The 16,162-nt window shown below is 36.9% G+C and carries 15 protein-coding genes and 1 riboswitch; of the genes, 5 read left to right on the plus strand and 10 right to left on the minus strand.

Annotation, left to right across the window (positions count from 1 at the left end; genetic code table 11):
* Positions 1-169: 169 nt before the first annotated feature.
* The gene (locus BW724_RS12750; RefSeq protein ID WP_088075577.1) at positions 170-3,226 is read right to left on the minus strand and encodes an EAL domain-containing protein; all 3,057 of its coding nucleotides are present in this window, start codon (positions 3,224-3,226) and stop codon (positions 170-172) included.
* Between the two features lie 138 nt (positions 3,227-3,364).
* The gene (locus BW724_RS12755) at positions 3,365-3,703 is read right to left on the minus strand and encodes a hypothetical protein (protein ID WP_088075578.1); all 339 of its coding nucleotides are present in this window, start codon (positions 3,701-3,703) and stop codon (positions 3,365-3,367) included.
* A gap of 205 nt (positions 3,704-3,908) precedes the next feature.
* On the opposite strand from BW724_RS12755, the gene BW724_RS12760 reads away from it, so the two are divergent.
* Positions 3,909-4,634 carry a peptidoglycan recognition protein family protein gene (locus BW724_RS12760; RefSeq protein ID WP_088075579.1) on the plus strand — a complete coding sequence of 242 codons (726 nt, stop codon included), beginning with the start codon at positions 3,909-3,911 and terminating at the stop codon, positions 4,632-4,634.
* 263 nt (positions 4,635-4,897) lie between these two features.
* A complete protein-coding gene (locus BW724_RS12765) occupies positions 4,898-5,716 on the plus strand; it encodes a squalene/phytoene synthase family protein (RefSeq protein ID WP_088077907.1) in 819 nt (272 codons plus the stop codon).
* 109 nt (positions 5,717-5,825) lie between these two features.
* On the opposite strand, the gene BW724_RS12770 is transcribed toward BW724_RS12765, so the two are convergent.
* From BW724_RS12770 to BW724_RS12780, 3 genes are all read right to left on the minus strand, one after another.
* The gene (locus BW724_RS12770) at positions 5,826-6,143 is read right to left on the minus strand and encodes a hypothetical protein (RefSeq protein ID WP_176371409.1); all 318 of its coding nucleotides are present in this window, start codon (positions 6,141-6,143) and stop codon (positions 5,826-5,828) included.
* Between the two features lie 319 nt (positions 6,144-6,462).
* Positions 6,463-7,659 (minus strand): phosphoglycerate dehydrogenase, encoded by a 1,197-nt coding sequence (locus tag BW724_RS12775; protein WP_088075581.1) that lies wholly within the window; start codon positions 7,657-7,659, stop codon positions 6,463-6,465.
* Positions 7,660-7,803: 144 nt separating this feature from the next.
* Positions 7,804-7,885, minus strand: a riboswitch (ZMP/ZTP riboswitch).
* Positions 7,886-7,999: 114 nt separating this feature from the next.
* Positions 8,000-8,956, minus strand: a complete 957-nt coding sequence (locus BW724_RS12780) for a hypothetical protein (RefSeq protein WP_088075582.1) — start codon at positions 8,954-8,956, stop codon at positions 8,000-8,002.
* Between the two features lie 203 nt (positions 8,957-9,159).
* Here BW724_RS12780 and BW724_RS12785 point away from each other — a divergent pair, with 203 nt between their 5' ends.
* Both BW724_RS12785 and BW724_RS12790 read left to right on the plus strand, forming a co-directional pair.
* Positions 9,160-10,602 carry a phospholipase D-like domain-containing protein gene (locus BW724_RS12785; protein ID WP_176371410.1) on the plus strand — a complete coding sequence of 481 codons (1,443 nt, stop codon included), beginning with the start codon at positions 9,160-9,162 and terminating at the stop codon, positions 10,600-10,602.
* Between the two features lie 141 nt (positions 10,603-10,743).
* Positions 10,744-11,226, plus strand: coding sequence for a YqeG family HAD IIIA-type phosphatase (locus tag BW724_RS12790; RefSeq protein WP_088075584.1), 483 nt, complete (start codon positions 10,744-10,746; stop codon positions 11,224-11,226).
* A 180-nt stretch (positions 11,227-11,406) separates the two neighbouring features.
* Here BW724_RS12790 and BW724_RS12795 read toward each other — a convergent pair whose 3' ends face one another.
* A complete protein-coding gene (locus BW724_RS12795) occupies positions 11,407-11,607 on the minus strand; it encodes a cold-shock protein (protein ID WP_088075585.1) in 201 nt (66 codons plus the stop codon).
* A gap of 182 nt (positions 11,608-11,789) precedes the next feature.
* Between BW724_RS12795 and BW724_RS12800 the strand changes: the two genes are divergently transcribed.
* Positions 11,790-12,224 carry a DUF2621 domain-containing protein gene (locus tag BW724_RS12800; protein WP_088075586.1) on the plus strand — a complete coding sequence of 145 codons (435 nt, stop codon included), beginning with the start codon at positions 11,790-11,792 and terminating at the stop codon, positions 12,222-12,224.
* Between the two features lie 41 nt (positions 12,225-12,265).
* Here the strand turns inward: BW724_RS12800 and BW724_RS12805 are convergent, their stop codons facing one another.
* The 4 genes from BW724_RS12805 to BW724_RS12820 form a co-directional block, all read right to left on the minus strand.
* Positions 12,266-12,781: a CcdC family protein gene (locus BW724_RS12805; RefSeq protein WP_088075587.1), complete on the minus strand. Its 516-nt coding sequence runs from the start codon at positions 12,779-12,781 to the stop codon at positions 12,266-12,268.
* 951 nt (positions 12,782-13,732) lie between these two features.
* Positions 13,733-14,674, minus strand: a complete 942-nt coding sequence (locus tag BW724_RS12810; protein WP_088075588.1) for an FxLYD domain-containing protein — start codon at positions 14,672-14,674, stop codon at positions 13,733-13,735.
* Positions 14,675-14,911: 237 nt separating this feature from the next.
* Complete coding sequence (locus BW724_RS12815) at positions 14,912-15,526, minus strand: hypothetical protein (RefSeq protein ID WP_088075589.1); 615 nt, start codon at positions 15,524-15,526, stop codon at positions 14,912-14,914.
* The gene (locus tag BW724_RS12820; RefSeq protein ID WP_088075590.1) at positions 15,526-16,119 is read right to left on the minus strand and encodes a TlpA family protein disulfide reductase; all 594 of its coding nucleotides are present in this window, start codon (positions 16,117-16,119) and stop codon (positions 15,526-15,528) included. The genes BW724_RS12815 and BW724_RS12820 overlap by 1 nt, the downstream gene beginning before the upstream one ends.
* Positions 16,120-16,162 lie beyond the last annotated feature (43 nt).

Genomic DNA, 16,162 nt, shown 5'->3' on the forward strand with positions numbered 1-16,162 from the left:
TGAAGAAACAATGAAGTTATTATATACGTACAAAAGGACTTAAATTTTGTACATGTTTTACACACGGATAATAGTGGTGTTTTATTTAGTAACTACAAGATAATATTTTACTAGAAAAATAAAAGCGACACAACACCTCTTACGAGAGTATTGTGACGCTTTTGGTAAGTTATTTTATGGTTATGCTTTGAATGTATTCATAACACTCTTTTGCTGTAAGGGGTTTGCTATACAGGTATCCTTGGACAAAATTACATTTTTCTGATGTTAATATATCTTTCTGTTCTTCCGTTTCGACTCCTTCAGCCGTAACAGTTAACTCTAGTGAATGAGCCATTGCGATAATCGCCCGCACAATCGCTGCATCATCCTTGTCCATATCCATATCGTGTATGAACGATTTATCAATTTTCACATTGGAGATTGGCAACTGTTTTAACATGGCTAGGGACGAATAACCAATTCCAAAATCATCAATGGATATATTGACACCTAGTTCACCAAGTTCTCTTAACATATCCATGCTGATCTCTACATTTTTAATGGCTGTGCTTTCCGTAATCTCCAGACATAAGTAGGATGGTGGCAAGTCACTCTCTTCGAGGATAGATTTGACAATATCCACAAAGTTTTTTTGTTGTAACTGTCTCGCTGATATATTAACAGAAACTATAATTGGCGGAAGCCCTAAATCTATCCATTCTTTATTTTGTCGGCATGCTTCTTTCAAAACCCAATTTCCTATTGGGATAATCAGACCCGTTTCCTCAGCCAACGGAATAAAATCTAATGGTGATACAAGTCCACGACATGGTGAATGCCACCTTAGTAGTGCTTCAATTCCAAGTGTTCGGTTATTTTCTAATTGAAATTGAGGCTGATAATGTAACTCGAATTCATTGCGTTCAATCGCTTTACGTAGTTCGTTCTCCATCGTAAAACGCTCTATTGTCATGGAATTAATGTCTGATGAATAGATTTCCATTTGATTTTTTCCATTTTCCTTCGCCTTGTACATGGCCACATCTGCACAGCGAGTTAAGCTGTCATAATCTAGCCCATCATCAGGATATACACTTACCCCAATACTTGCAGTGGTAAAAACATCGTGATCCTGTATAAAGAATGGGTCTTTAAATTTTTCAATAATCCTCTTAGCAACGACATCTGCATCTCTTACATCATGAATATGTGATAACAGAATGATAAACTCATCACCACCGAGCCTTGCTACAGTTGAATGTTCGCGGCTACCTCGTGAGATGGTATCTGAGGACCTCACTGTTTTTTCTAGTAAGCCCGCAACTTCTTGAATGAGCTGATCCCCTGCATGGTGCCCAAGAGTATCATTAATCACTTTGAATCGATCCAAATCTATTAATAAAACACCTAATTTGTAATTATAACGATCAGCTTGTTCGATAGATTGAACTAATCGATCATGGAACAGTCGCCTGTTCGGAAGACCAGTTAAACCGTCATGAAAGGCTAAGTATTTAATTTGTTCATCGGCAAGCTTTTTCTCTGAAATGTTAGTAATTGAGCCAATAATTCGAACAACCTTATCATTCTTACGGATAGAGTCTCCAGTTACATAAACCCAAAGCTCCTCCTCGTTTTTCCCTTGAATCCTGAACTCACTCTTTAGTGCTGTACCCTTTTCCCCATGCTCTTTAAAGCTATTCAACACTCGGTCATAATCATCTGGATGTATAAGTTGGAAGAAAGATTGATAATCAACAGGTAAAGATTCTCCTATTGTATCAAAAATATCTTTACTCCTGACGTTCCATTGAATATGATCTGTTTCTACGTCCCAATCCCATATACCGTCATTCGTTGTGCTTGATACAATTTCCAATTGCTCTGCGATGGATTGAATTTGTTGAAATAATTCATCACGCTCCATAGATGCAGCTGAAACTGTAAAACTAATTTGCGTAATATCGGCAGCAGAAATTAAGATAAGTTCATCTACTGGACCAACAATAGCAATAAATCCCCAGTCTCCACGTTGATTTCGAATGGATTGAACCCGAACAAAATCATTGTCCTTAAGTGGTGGAATCCATTCCGTCGGTGGAAATTGATTAAGGGGGATTTTATATCCAACAGGTGGTACAGGGTCACCATTTTTACTAAAGGTCTGGGAAACGATCAGATCTTTTTTATCCTGTTCATTTTTATCCCATAATGCGAGGCAACCCCAATGACTTTTCTTGCCAAACATATTTTCAAAATCAAAGTATTTCTCCCGTGATGCAGATGCCCATCTCTGAACAAACTCATCATAACGAGTTAGTATTGTATCTAAATTTAACTTTGATTGAATAAGCTGCTTTTGAACATCTACCGTTGGCTCCACAACTGGCACATGGTCACAACCACAGGAAGCCCGAGTGACAAGGTGAGTCTGAATGTTTGTTACGCCATACTCAATGTCTTCTCCATTCATTTTTCGATATAGGATATCAAAACCAGCACTTGCCAAATCTTTAAAGGATTGGCGCACGGTTGTTAGTGGTGGATTAAAGGTTTCAGCTGGCGCTAAATCATCAAATCCTACTACTGCAATATCTTCTGGCACTCTATATCCAGCTTCCTTTAGTTTCTCAATTGCTCCCATGGCGTTTAAATCTGTTGCAGCAAATATAGCAGTAAAGTCAATTCCTCGCTCAATCATTTCTTCAGCGGCGTAATATCCCCCTTGACGTATAGAATCCTTGGCTTGAAAAATGAGGTTATCATCATGATTTATCTGACTTTCAGTAAGCGCTTGCAAATAACCGAAACGCCGCTCCACAATGTCTAGATGTTCATTGCTACCAATAAAAGCAATGCGTTCATGACCATGATCTTTTATAAGGTGGAGAACGGCTTCTTTTGTCGCGCTTTTGTTATCAATAATAACAGAATGACAATCAATAGCTTCCTCTGGATAACCTATCGTCACAACAGGTTTTCCAGTTGATTCAATATGTTTTAGTAATTCAGGATCTATAGGCAGCACAGACTGGGGATTAGTCATTAATAACCAGCCATCTGTTTCCTCTGTTCCAACTTGATAATTAAATGGTTCTGGATTTCTTCCACTTGGTCTAGCTTGAATGGTAAAAATAGTAGCATTCTTTTTATTCGCTTCTTTATGCAACTCAACAAAAATTCTGCCGTAATAATCACCATCTAGGTAGGGAGTCATTAAACTAATGCGAGTGTTCATGTTCATAGGCGTGAACCCCTTAACTATTATTTTTCTGAAAATGTTAGATACTACTACAATTCGACATAATGTAAGTAAATCCTTCTAGGATATTAGTACTATTTTAATATTTTTTTTACCAATTTACATAGTAATTTCAAATGTTCACAAATGTTTCCTTTTTAGAGAGTCTTCCTTTTCATTTCCTGTTAAGACTGGTTCGGTCCGAAACCATATGTTTAAATCATTGATGACACTAGCAAGGTGAACAATTTCGTTGTTTAAGTCTATCATTTTATTAGCATCATTCTCTAAAAGCATATCATTTGTTTTTCTACTTACAACTTTCTCTAATTCTTTTATTCTATCAGGTATTTTAGCACGTTGTTTTTCCCAGAATGCTAATATCTCTCCTTGCTCTTCTATCGTATATAACTCCCAAGACTTATTTAGTTTTGGAAGAGCGATTCCTAATCGTTTGTCTTCAATAAATAAGGTTTGCATCCTAACCTCTCCTTTTAAACTTCATCAAAACTATAACTGGATAATCATTTCTAGTTATTATCCCTTAAGCATTATCTAATCGTTTCTCCACGATTTAAAAAATCTATGGTCTATTATACCAAAAATAATCCATATAAGATTCCATTAAAGAATAAAATCACCATTTAATCCAAATAATAATAAAAAATTTAATGTGGAGGGAAGTATGAGAAAAAAATCATCACTTGTCCTAGCAATACTATTTATCATTTTCATTCATGTTTTTCCATTTTCAACTATTGGATACGCAAATACTGATGTTAATCAATTAGATAATCAAGATAAGCACCTTATCATGACGAAAGAGAAATTTAAGGAATGGTTATTTCAACAGGATTTATCCAGAGAAGTAAAGGTCATTCAACAGCATCATACATGGGTCCCATCCTATGACCGCTTTAACGGCGTCAATCATCTTGAATTATTACAAGGAATGGAGCAGCATCATATAAAAACAATGGGTTGGAGAGATATTGCTCAACATATTACTACCTTTCCAGATGGCAAGGTAGCAGTATCGAGACCTTTTGATATGTCTCCTGATGGTTCCATTGGTCCAATTGCCAATGCAAATAGTATTGCTATTGAAAATGTTGGTAACTTTGACATTGGTAATGATGTGATGACGAAAGAACAAAAGGACACCATTGTTTTTATCACTGCACTTCTGTGTATTAAATTTGGATTAAACCCATCTGTTGATACGATCACCTATCATCACTGGTGGCATTTGAAAACGGGAGAGCGCGTGCTTGATGAAGGAAACGACTATGATGTAAAGACCTGCCCTGGGACTGGTTTCTTTGGTGGCAACTCAACGGAAGATGCAGAAAAGAATTTTTACCCACTTGTGTCTGAAAAAATAGAGGAAATACTAGCCTCAATGTCTTAAAGGAGGGTGAGGTGAAATTTGAATCTCTCCTCTTCCTTTGTTTGCTCTATTTTGTGAAAAAATGGTGAATCCTACTCTTATGACCTAGCTATCACTTGTGAAATACCTGAGACTTCTTTACAATAGTACAAAGAGCGTTTTATGAAGGAGTTTCTATCAACCTACTATCGAAGCTATATTCGTGAATATTGGTGTTAGAAGTGAATGCAACAACCCATATAATTCGGTTCTTGACCAGAATGAAGGAGGTCGTACATTTGAGTATGAGCAATGATAAGCAGCTGCAAAAAGAAGCGATGCAGATGCTAAAGCTAACTAGCAGAACCTTTTACATACCCATCACTCTTTTAGAACCTACGCTGAAAAAGACTGTTGCTTCCGCATATCTTTGCATGCGTGCAATCGATGAAATCGAGGACCATGTAACACTTGATTCCGGTGTAAAGGAGCACTTATTGCGTGAAACAGCAAGCCTTTTGAAAAAACCGTTTGATCATGAAGCATATCTCCAGTTAGTTTCCCCCTACAGCCATATTTTGCCTGAAGTAACTCTAAAGCTTGGAAACTGGATTTCCACATGTCCCTCAGATATCGTTCATAAGGTACAAGAGTCTACTAGTATAATGGCAAATGGTATGGCAGAGTGGGTAAGAAAGAACTGGCACATTAAAACAAAAGAAGATTTAAATGACTATACTTATTACGTAGCAGGTTTAGTTGGGGTCATGCTGTCTGATATTTGGGAATGGCGTGATGGTACGAAAACGGATAGAGATTTAGCAATTGCATATGGACGAGGCTTACAAACTGTAAACATTTTAAGAAACGTACAAGAGGATAAAGATCGGGGAGTTAACTTCATTCCAGCTGGTTGGTCGATTGATGACACTTTTGACTATGCAGAACGAAACTTAGCACTAGGCGATGAATATATGAAAGACATTAATAGTAAAACCATTCTATTGTTCTGTAAAATTCCATTAGCATTAGCGAAAAAAACGTTACAGACATTAAAAAGTGGTAAAGAAAAAATGTCCAGATCAGAAGTGGAAGCAGTTGTAGAAGAAATAACAGGTAGTTAAATTAATATAAACATTCAATTAATTAGAAAAAGGTCAAAGCTCATGGACTTCTTAAATCCGAATGCGCTTTGACCTTTAATATTCTGCTCTTTAGTATGCAAGTCTAAGATTATATCTCTTCTACAACATTTGCATCATTCTTCTGTGTTTGATAAGCGTCCACTAACAATAAAACACCAGTAATGATATGCAGAATCATACCTAGTATTGGAATCCATGCAAGACAAGATGTGATGATACCCATAATGCTTCCGTGATATTTTCTATTGTCTCGAATGGAAAGAATTAAGGTGACGATATGTAAGATTAGCATGAAAAATAATGGTGTCCATGCAAGACTTAGTATAAGTGTTCCTCCGATTAAAGGGATCCCCCAAAATGCTTCTAATCCCCCTGTAATCCATTTAAATAAAGTTGAATTTTTCATCATACAATCCTCCTAAAAAAAATAAATAATGACTCCATCTCAAAAATTATTTGGAAAATGTTACCGTTAAACCTACATACTCGATATTTTAACACTAAATACCATAAAAATATGTAGGAATAATTACCTAAGTATTCCGAATTTTATAACTCCAGTACGTAATAAAAGTCCCAACCTTAAAATTCTTTGTCCAATTAAAAAAGGATGAAATGACGTATTTTGACGACATCTCACCCTTCCACATTACAAGCGAATGATACGAATGGAACTCGTTACTTACCTAATCCTAACTCATTTTTCCGAAGCTGTAATATTAAGATTAAATCACTCGTACACTTACGATTCCTTCAATTTCCTTAATCCCTTCAATAATACCTGGAATCGTGTCGCCATTGATCCGATTATCAATATCTATCATTGTATAAGCATAGTCACCGCGACTTCTATTGACCATATCCGCAATGTTTAATTGATATTTTGATATAGCAGAAGTCATTTGTCCAACCATGTTAGGTACATTTTTATGGAATGCAGTCACGCGTCGCTTCCCTGTATAAGGTAATGAAGCATTTGGGAAGTTTACAGAATTTTTAACATTACCAGTTTCTAAAAACTCCTTTAACTGTCTTGCAGCCATGATGGCACAGTTTTCCTCAGACTCTTGTGTTGAAGCACCGAGATGAGGGATAGGAATTGCATTTTTCATTTTTAGTACTTTTTCATTTGGAAAATCTGTAATATATTTTCCTACTTTGCCAGTCTCAAGAGCTTCCGCCATATCATCTTCATTCACGAGGCCCCCACGAGAAAAGTTCAGGATATGCACGTCTGGTTTCATTAAGCTGAATGATTCTTTATTAAACATCCCTTTTGTATCACCTGTTAATGGGACATGTACTGTAATATAGTCTGCATAGCTATACAACTGTTCAATCGTCATAGCTCTGTGCACATTTCGTGATAGATTCCAAGCAGTATCTACAGAAATGAATGGGTCATACCCTATTACCTCCATGTCTAGATCCAATGCATCGTTAGCAACAAGTGCTCCGATTGCACCTAGACCTATGACACCAAGAGTTTTCCCTTTAATCTCTTTACCAACGAATTGCTTTTTCCCAGATTCCACAAGCTTAGAAACGTTTTCCCCTTCTCCTTCTAACGTTTTCACCCAAGCCATTCCATCAAATAGATTACGGGAAGATGCGATAAGAGAAGTCAGAACAATTTCCTTCACGGCGTTTGCGTTAGCACCAGGTGTGTTAAAAACACAGATCCCTTCTTCTGTGCATTTATCAATAGGAATATTATTCACTCCAGCTCCAGCTCTTGCAATCCCTTTAAGGTTTGAATTAAGCTCCATTTCATGCATATTATAGCTTCGAACAACGATGGCATCAGGGTTGTCACTGCGATCATCGAGGTTATATTTTTCCTTTTCAAAAACATTTAATCCGCTTTCGGCAATATTATTTAGGGTTTTTATGGTGCTCACTTCTAATGTTTTTACACTCATCTTGATCTCTCCTCCTGCTTATTCCTTCACATATGTTCTTTTCTTAGCTCTCCGATTAAAAACAGCATCTCGACCGTACTAAAAAAGTTCGTTGTTCCCCCCCTCAAAATATACATAAAGAGGTAAGGGACTTGTGTTTCCCTTACCTCTTGCCCAGGCGAACGGCTGAATCGATACTATGTGCTCCCATACGGTTATCCGTTTTTCGCCAGTTGCACATAGCCCTTTAATTCATTTTATAGTAACAAATTCTTTTAAAAACATCAACAGAATTTTCTTAAAAATTTAATCTTTTAAACTCCTAAAGTAAAATACAAACATTTACATCATGGCAGCTCCATTATTTAGGCATAATTAAATGGTTTTCCCACTTTTCACCCCGGTCAAATAAGCCACTGTCCATTCCAGAAATGCCAGTGTAATACTTGAGTCCGCCATCGTTCATTTTAAGAAAAGGCATGCTTCGATAAAGGGAATCTTTAATCTCCTCCACGATCTCTTCCGTAAATGGAAAATATAACAGAAGTTCTCCCGTTTCAAGAGTTAGGGGTAATTCAATAGGATCACCCTTAAATTCACTAGGTTGATCCCAATAGCGCTCACTACCTTCAAAGGAATATAATATCTCATTCTCATGATAGTCATCATTCATTCCTGGGAGCCAAAACAAAATATCTTCTAAGACAGCGTTAACAGGACCCGATAAATGATAAATAAACCCTTCTGTATGGAGGTCATCTAGTACTTGAATTGCACCTTCTATATTCCATGTATTACTTGTAGTATTTGCTGAAAGGTTTGAAATTGGTACAAGCTTATACGTATTTTCCATTGGAAAACTGACTTCTTCTCCTTTATAGGTCATATTCAATTGTTTTAAAAAATAATGTTCCTTCATCGAATCAATACTCGTCGTTACATGGGTTGTTTCCCTAACCAAACGTTCTCCGTTAATTGGGATTTCAATCACTGCTGGAATGTTCCGTTCGTGCCACTTGTTATCATGATCATTCACATGAATAGACATTTCCCCTTTCGTCTTGGAAATAATATCGTTATCACTATCTATTAATTGAATGTTCTTCAAAGTGGGGCGACTTTCCCACGGGTGTGTTTTAATCCACCTGACAGGTAATTCATAAGTAATGACATCTACGTCATCTTCCATATCTAGTACGACTACCCCTGTATGTTTTTCTGGATAAACACCACTAGGTACAGGGACTAACTGATGCCACCATAATAAAGGAATAATAATTGCAAGAATGATAGAAAAAAGGATTAACCACTTTTTCACAATAGTCCTCCCTGTCTTACTGATTTTCAAGCGAGTTCGTATGTAAAATCAAAGTCATGACATACATATATAGTAATTTGTTACGAATAAATAAACAATACTTGCAGTAGAGATTAGCTAGTTATCTTTTAGATTTTACTACAATATATTATATTAATATTATTGTATGATAAAACTTAAGCAGGCTCCAAGGGGTGATGATAATGAAAAAAACGTTAAAAATATTATCTATTATTTTTGCAAGCTACTTACTTTATGCATTATTTGCTGGTGTGATAATATTTAGTTTCCACACCCCTAATGTGACCGAGTATCATGAAGAACATCCAGTCCAGCATTTTTACGGAGAAAAGGAGTCCTCAGACCGAGTAGCCCTGGTGGAGGAACGATTAGAATCTGGCATTGCACGGATTGATTTAATTAATCGAGCTGAAGAAACGTTAGATATAACATACCATACCATTCACGATGGGTTCTCCACTGATATTTTTTTAGGTGCGATTATTGATGCTGCCGACAGGGGAGTTCAGGTTCGGGTTTTACTCGACGGATTGTTTCATAATCTTCGAGGCAGCTTGCGAGGTGTACAATATGCATTTGATCAACACCCAAATATTGAAATTAGTATGTATGAACCCCTATCCATAACTAAACCTTGGACTTGGAATAATCGACTACATGATAAAATGATGATCATTGACAATGAATACGGTATTATTGGTGGCAGAAATATTGGTGATAAGTACTTCCAACCAGAATATGATGGTGCCACTCATGACAGGGATGTGGTCATTATTAATACTGCAACTGACAATGAACCTATTACCAAAACGACTAGTGCAGTACACGAAATGACGGATTATTTTAATTATGTCTGGAATCACAAGTTTACACATGACGCAGTTCGTTATACAAACTATATCCGTAACAAAAGAGGAGATAATACTTTGGATGCCTTGCGCTACAGCTATGCCGATATCCAAACAAATTATCCGCAATTATTTAACCATGATATCCCTTGGGAGGAAATTTCTTTTTCTACAAACAATGTAACACTAATTCATAATCCAATCGAACGGATGAATAAGGAACCATTAGTTTGGTTAAAAATTGTAAGTCTCATGGAAGCGGCAGAAAAGGATATTTTTATACAAAGTCCTTATGTTATACCTACTGATGAAATGCTGTCCTATCTAGACAAGTCTAAAATAACAGCAGATAATACAACTATTTTTACTAATTCATTAGCTTCTACACCAAACGTCATCGCATTTTCTGGATATACGAACGTGAAACAAGATGTTGTAGCATTTGCAGAAAAAATATATGAGTACCAAGGACCAGATTCTGTTCATGCAAAAACATATATTTTTGACCAAAGGATTAGCGTGATTGGCTCCTTTAACCTAGATGCAAGAAGTGCGTTTCTCAGTACAGAAACGATGGTCGTCATAGATAGTGAGGAATTTACCAATGAATTGCTTTCAGTAATTTCATCTAGCTACTATACAAATAGTTTAATCCCTGCGAATGAATCTTCCTATAGGCCGAACGACACGATTGAAGATCAGCCCGTATCCTTTTGGAAAAAAAATGTAGTAAGACTTTTATCATATATTACTCGTCATCTTGATTACATGTTATAATCCACCCTAAAAAGGTTGGATGTTGTCATTAAGTTTGCTAAAATTTAGTACAGTTAAGACAAAAGTAGACTGAAGCGAGCACCGATACAGGTTTTGTAGTTTCAGGAAAAAAACAACGATTGAAGGAAAGTGAGCTAAAAGATGAAGTACTTCAAACCAGATTATTTATTTGAGCACTTTACAGATATTACGATAACTTGGCTAAAGGAGCATCAAATCCAACATATTTTTTCAGATTTAGACAGTACTTTAGCCGCCCACGATCAGCTTGGCTGTGAACGGTTTGAAAATTGGTTGGCTATGCTTCACGACAACCATATTGAATTAGTGATTATCTCGAATAACAACCAAGAACGAGTGGACAAGTTTACAGAACCTTTTGGCATAACAGGTTATGGCAAAGCAAACAAACCTACGACAACTAAAATTGAGAAAATCATGAAAGACGTTGGTGCAAAGTCAGAAACAAGTATCTTCTTAGGCGATCAAATATTCACAGATGTTCTCTGCGGAAAGCGCCTTGGAATGACGACAGTTCTTGTCCAACCAATTGGCCCAGAACATGAGCCTTGGAATATTACCATAAAGAGAAAATTGGAAACAGTAATACGGAGTCAGTGGTAAATAAGAAAAGCCTAAGTGCCCCGTGGCACGTAGGCACTGTAGCCAGACCTCCATTAGAAGTAATAAAAGAGGTTGCCCTAGGGACAACCTCGAAAGCTTCTTTTCATCATATTCTATGTCAGTGTTACATTTAATAAATGAAGGACCTTGAGTTAATCAGGTTATCTCCATTTGCTTGTTCTATAGTTTTTCAACGTTTGAAGCTTGAGGACCACGATCCCCATCTGTTATATCAAAACTAACACGTTGTCCTTCTTCAAGGGTTTTAAATCCCTCACCTTGAATTGCAGAGAAGTGTACAAAAATATCCTCTCCACCTTCTTGCTCAATAAAACCAAAACCCTTTTCAGAATTAAACCATTTTACAGTACCTTCAGCCAAAATAATCCCTCCAAAATTTCTTAAAGAAGCTTCATGATTATATTACCCAAGATAGGACAAGTTAAACATATTTTTTGAATTAACCAAAATTAACGACCTTGCCATATTAACACAAAGACTCTTCCCTTTTCAGAAGGGATAGAATATCGTACAATATGAATCATGAAAAGGGGTGATTTCTGATGCCAAGCGATCTATTTATGTGGTTTATCGTTCTTTGGTCCATTTTCCTCGCTGTGACCATTGGTATCGGTGGGTATTTTATGTTTAGGAAATTCCTTAAGAAGATGCCAAAAGAAGATGGAAAATCGATTCTGGACTGGCAAGAACATTATATTAATGAAACATTACATTTATGGACAGATGAAAAAAAAGAGTTATTAAACGAACTTGTGGAACCTGTACCAGAACTATTCCGTGATGTAGCAAAAGGGAAAATCGCTGGAAAAATTGGAGAATTGGCACTTGAGGAAAAAGCGGATGAAATGACCGTTGAGCTAATTATAAAGGGATACATATTAGCAACCCCTAAACGTGATCATAAATTTTTAATTAAGAAGCTACACGAAAAAAACATTGATCCTAAAAAATACGATGAATATTTTAATGCAAACTAAGTGGTGCGAGGGAGATTCCCTCGCTTTTTCATTAGATCATTCTATATATCCACAGAAGCATCTCCTGTCTTTTGGCCTAAGAGTTCTTTCTCCACTTTCTTAAACTTCATAAGCATAGCAATTCGCCATGGCAGAATCATACCAAACGCCAAAATAAAGAACATGCCAGCTAGGACTTCATACTCGAAATGAATACCAAGAACCAATTTAAATACGAGACGAAGTGCCAACAGTCCGATTAAAAGGAATGGAAATATTTTTGAACGTTTCATATAAATATCATTGTCTCTAATCTCAAAAGAGGACAATTTAATTAATATCAAGCTGAAGATAGCCCCAACGATAAATGCCTCGCCTACTTCCAATAACGTTGGTCTTGTTGGGGGATATAAGAACATAAAGAATCCAGTCGACATAGCAATGGGAGGAATCATAATTTTCTTTACATTCGCAGGCCGTTTCATGGACTTCATCCTTACGATTAATGCTAGCATTGCCATCATTAATCCAAAAAGAGTGAAAATAATACCGAGATAACCGTCAAAGTTCAAATTCATTTGGAACTCCCCTCTAATAACCTATTCTGATGCTAGTATATCATTGTTTAATGAAGAATTATATTTTTAATATACTGACATAATTTTTCCAAGAACAAAAGTTAGAACCTCGCGTGAGATAGGAGCTCGATCGAACGCGAAAATGAGCAAATGCGGGAAACTCGCGTGAGTTAGACTGCTGATCGAACGCGAAAAGGAGCAAATGCGGGAAACTCGCGTGAGATAGGAGCTCGATCGAACGCGAAAATGAGCAAATGCGGGAAACTCGCGTGAGTTAGACTGCTGATCGAACGCGAAAAGGAGCAAATGTGGGAAACTCGCGTGAGATAGGAGCTCGATCGAACGCGAAAAGGAGCAAATGTGGGAAACTCACGTGAGATAGGAGCTCGATCGAACGCGAAAAGGAGCAAATGCGGGAAACTCGCGTGAGATAGGAGCTCGATCGAACGCGAAAATGAGCAAATGCGGGAAACTCGCGTGAGTTAGACTGCTGATCGAACGCGAAAAGGAGCAAATGTGGGAAACTCGCGTGAGATAGGAGCTCGATCGAACGCGAAAATGAGCAAATGCGGGAAACTCGCGTGAGTTAGACTGCTGATCGAACGCGAAAAGGAGCAAAAGTGGGAAACTCACGTGAGAAAGACCGCTTATCGAACGCGAAAAACAAAAAAAGCAAGAAACTCGCGTGAGATTGTCGGTGTGAACGGGGTAAAATCAAAATGATCTTGTAGTATCTTTTTAATCACTCCACTACAATGCTTCACCACGATCGCCCCTAAACATATATTAATCAATCTATGAGTTTTCCACAGGTTGATTATTTTATAATTTCATATCAACAATAAAAAAGCAACCCCTATATGAGTTGCTTCGATCGTATGGCAATTTGATAAATCTGTACCTTTTTCATACTCCTATTTCAAAGTAATAAATAAGTGCAGATTCTATTTTTTAGTACACATCTCCCTGAACCCTTATAATATCAAAGCTGTGCCCCTCCACATCGAAATAGTAAGCTTTAAATAACCACATTTGACCAGGCTTGATACCTTCTACAATATCTAATGTACTTGCAACTATCGTGCCCTCCTCGTCTAATACGTTAATATCAATAGTTAAATAATCTAACGTGTATTCTGAATCATTCCGAATCCTTCCAGTAACATAGGTGGATCCATATTCATCCTCTACAAGCTCAGCACCCATGACTGGCAGTTCTGTCTCATCAACAGTGATCCATAAAAAGTCACTTTCATCCATATCATAAAAGTCTTCTATATCATGATCAAAAAATTCGTCTTCCTCTAGTTCAAGAAATACTTGCTCATCATTATAGTCTTGATATTCTTCATCTTCTCCAATAAATACACCTATAAAAAACAATCCAACCAATACAAAAAGACCGACAAAACTAATAATACCTAAACAACCCAGGGTTATGGCAACAGTATTGTTCTTCTTAGGCTCTTGCCTAACCATTGGGGGAGGTCCATTCTTAGTTAAGTATGGAGAATTATGAGTACTTATATTATTCATTCTGTCAGTAAGAAAATGATATAACAAAGTGACACCTTTCTCGCTTATTTCATTAAAATATACCGTCTTTTCCTCTAGCCAAATCTCTATACTTGATGCTTCTTTTTGTATATTTTTTATTTTTTTATAAAAGATCTCAAGTGGTTCACGATTATACAAAAACTTGTGAACAAAATAGATGCGGTCAGCCAGGGCTACAACATGACCATTCGTACTATCTAATTTAACTTTTACTACACAAAAAATACTATCCTCTTCTCTTATCCGTGGTAACAACATTTCTAATTCGTTATAGTCTAACGAGAACTTTCCTTTTGTTGCATCACTAACTTTCTTTCGTAATACATCTAAATTCACACCTGTTCCTCCTCATCATTTGTTTAAAACAAATAGCTCTTTTTTCTAATTTCGTTTCAGATTACTTGCTGACCACGGTTGCGAGGTTTCGTCAATAGAAATAAAAAAATGAGTTACATAACATAAATGTAACTCACTGTTTTATCCAAAATCAACCAAAATATTGTAAATTCATCCTTTTTAACTACACCCTCCATGTTGTTCAAATACTCAAATCCGTTATTGGTGGACGCTAGGTTACACAGTAAAAGGAGAAACGAGATAAACGGAAATAATTACCCCTATTATTAGTACAAAGGTTCTACCATATTTTTTACTATTTGGCACTATTCCTAAGCATGTTAAGAGCACTAAGAAATATAGCCAGCTTCGATATAAATTAACTGGGTGATGCACAATTCCATCTACATAAAAACCAAGAGCAAATGGACTTGCAACTCCAAATTCTTTAACAAATAAATAAAATACTGCAGAGGCAAGGACGATAGTGAATGTAAAACCATCATACGCATAATGGGACCATTTTTTTCGCAACGCTTGAAAAAGGTAGTATGCAATACTAAATGTTGCCGCAGCAAAAAAAGCATAAGGGCCACCCATGTAGTAAATGAAGTTAGATGGATCCAATAATAGGGATGGCTGTAGGATAAAGGGCCATAGCTTATATGTCAGAACTCCTATTATTACCGAAGTTATAAAAGCATCGAGTATCTTCTCCCTTTCAGGAATTTGGTTACGTTTTAAATAAATTATCATCCCACCGTAGCCAACCCCTATACTAACGATCATAAACAACATTTCAAAGGAAACTGTAAACGGCCCTAAGGAAAATGTCTCTACAGGATTGAACATTACTCTCCACTCCTTTTAAGCACACTTATACCCAGCTCAACCTCTCTTGTGGTCAAGCCACCCACTTTTCGATGAGCAATTACTCCATCTTGATTGATAAAAAATGTGGCTGGTACTGGTGGCACATGATAGGTACTCGCAACGATTCCCGTTTCATCAGCTATCATCTGAAATGATACGTTATGCTCTTTCACAAAGGTTTGGGCAGCACGTAAAGAATCTTGACTCGTCACATTAATACCAACAAAAGCTAGTTCGTCTCCATATATGAGGTGACCTTCTTCCAATGCTCTCACAGACGCTTCACAAAAAGGGCACCAAGACGTCCAAAAGTAAATGACCGCCCCCTCTTTTTCCGATAGAATGGTAGGGAGGTCAACATAGACGGCGGAATCAGTTGAATCAGTCGTCTCACTTTCTTCTTCCCTCCCCAACTCTATTAAAGAAAAGTTAGGTGCTTGGAAACCCACCTGTGGCATACTCGCAGTTTCCTGCGTATAATTCACTTCAAATTTTCTTTGCTCAAGATCCATCCAGATAAATAAGCCTATATTCAAAAAAAGAATAAAAAGTAATAAACGTTTTAAAATCAAATTCCTAGCCTCCCTAGAAAAAGCTAAACAGTACTACAAAGTC

Source organism: Litchfieldia alkalitelluris, from assembly GCF_002153425.1.
Classification (GTDB): Bacteria; Bacillota; Bacilli; order Bacillales; family Salisediminibacteriaceae; genus Evansella; species Evansella alkalicola.

What these genes read in the sequence shown, in the direction of transcription:
- BW724_RS12750 (WP_088075577.1), bottom strand. Translation starts at nt 3,226, where the DNA reads ATGAACATGAACACTCGCATTAGTTTAATGACTCCCTACCTAGATGGT.
- BW724_RS12755 (WP_088075578.1), bottom strand. Translation starts at nt 3,703, where the DNA reads ATGCAAACCTTATTTATTGAAGACAAACGATTAGGAATCGCTCTTCCA.
- BW724_RS12760 (WP_088075579.1), top strand. Translation starts at nt 3,909, where the DNA reads ATGAGAAAAAAATCATCACTTGTCCTAGCAATACTATTTATCATTTTC.
- BW724_RS12765 (WP_088077907.1), top strand. Translation starts at nt 4,898, where the DNA reads ATGAGCAATGATAAGCAGCTGCAAAAAGAAGCGATGCAGATGCTAAAG.
- BW724_RS12770 (WP_176371409.1), bottom strand. Translation starts at nt 6,143, where the DNA reads ATGAAAAATTCAACTTTATTTAAATGGATTACAGGGGGATTAGAAGCA.
- BW724_RS12775 (WP_088075581.1), bottom strand. Translation starts at nt 7,659, where the DNA reads ATGAGTGTAAAAACATTAGAAGTGAGCACCATAAAAACCCTAAATAAT.
- BW724_RS12785 (WP_176371410.1), top strand. Translation starts at nt 9,160, where the DNA reads ATGAAAAAAACGTTAAAAATATTATCTATTATTTTTGCAAGCTACTTA.
- BW724_RS12790 (WP_088075584.1), top strand. Translation starts at nt 10,744, where the DNA reads ATGAAGTACTTCAAACCAGATTATTTATTTGAGCACTTTACAGATATT.
- BW724_RS12800 (WP_088075586.1), top strand. Translation starts at nt 11,790, where the DNA reads ATGCCAAGCGATCTATTTATGTGGTTTATCGTTCTTTGGTCCATTTTC.
- BW724_RS12805 (WP_088075587.1), bottom strand. Translation starts at nt 12,781, where the DNA reads ATGAATTTGAACTTTGACGGTTATCTCGGTATTATTTTCACTCTTTTT.
- BW724_RS12815 (WP_088075589.1), bottom strand. Translation starts at nt 15,526, where the DNA reads ATGTTCAATCCTGTAGAGACATTTTCCTTAGGGCCGTTTACAGTTTCC.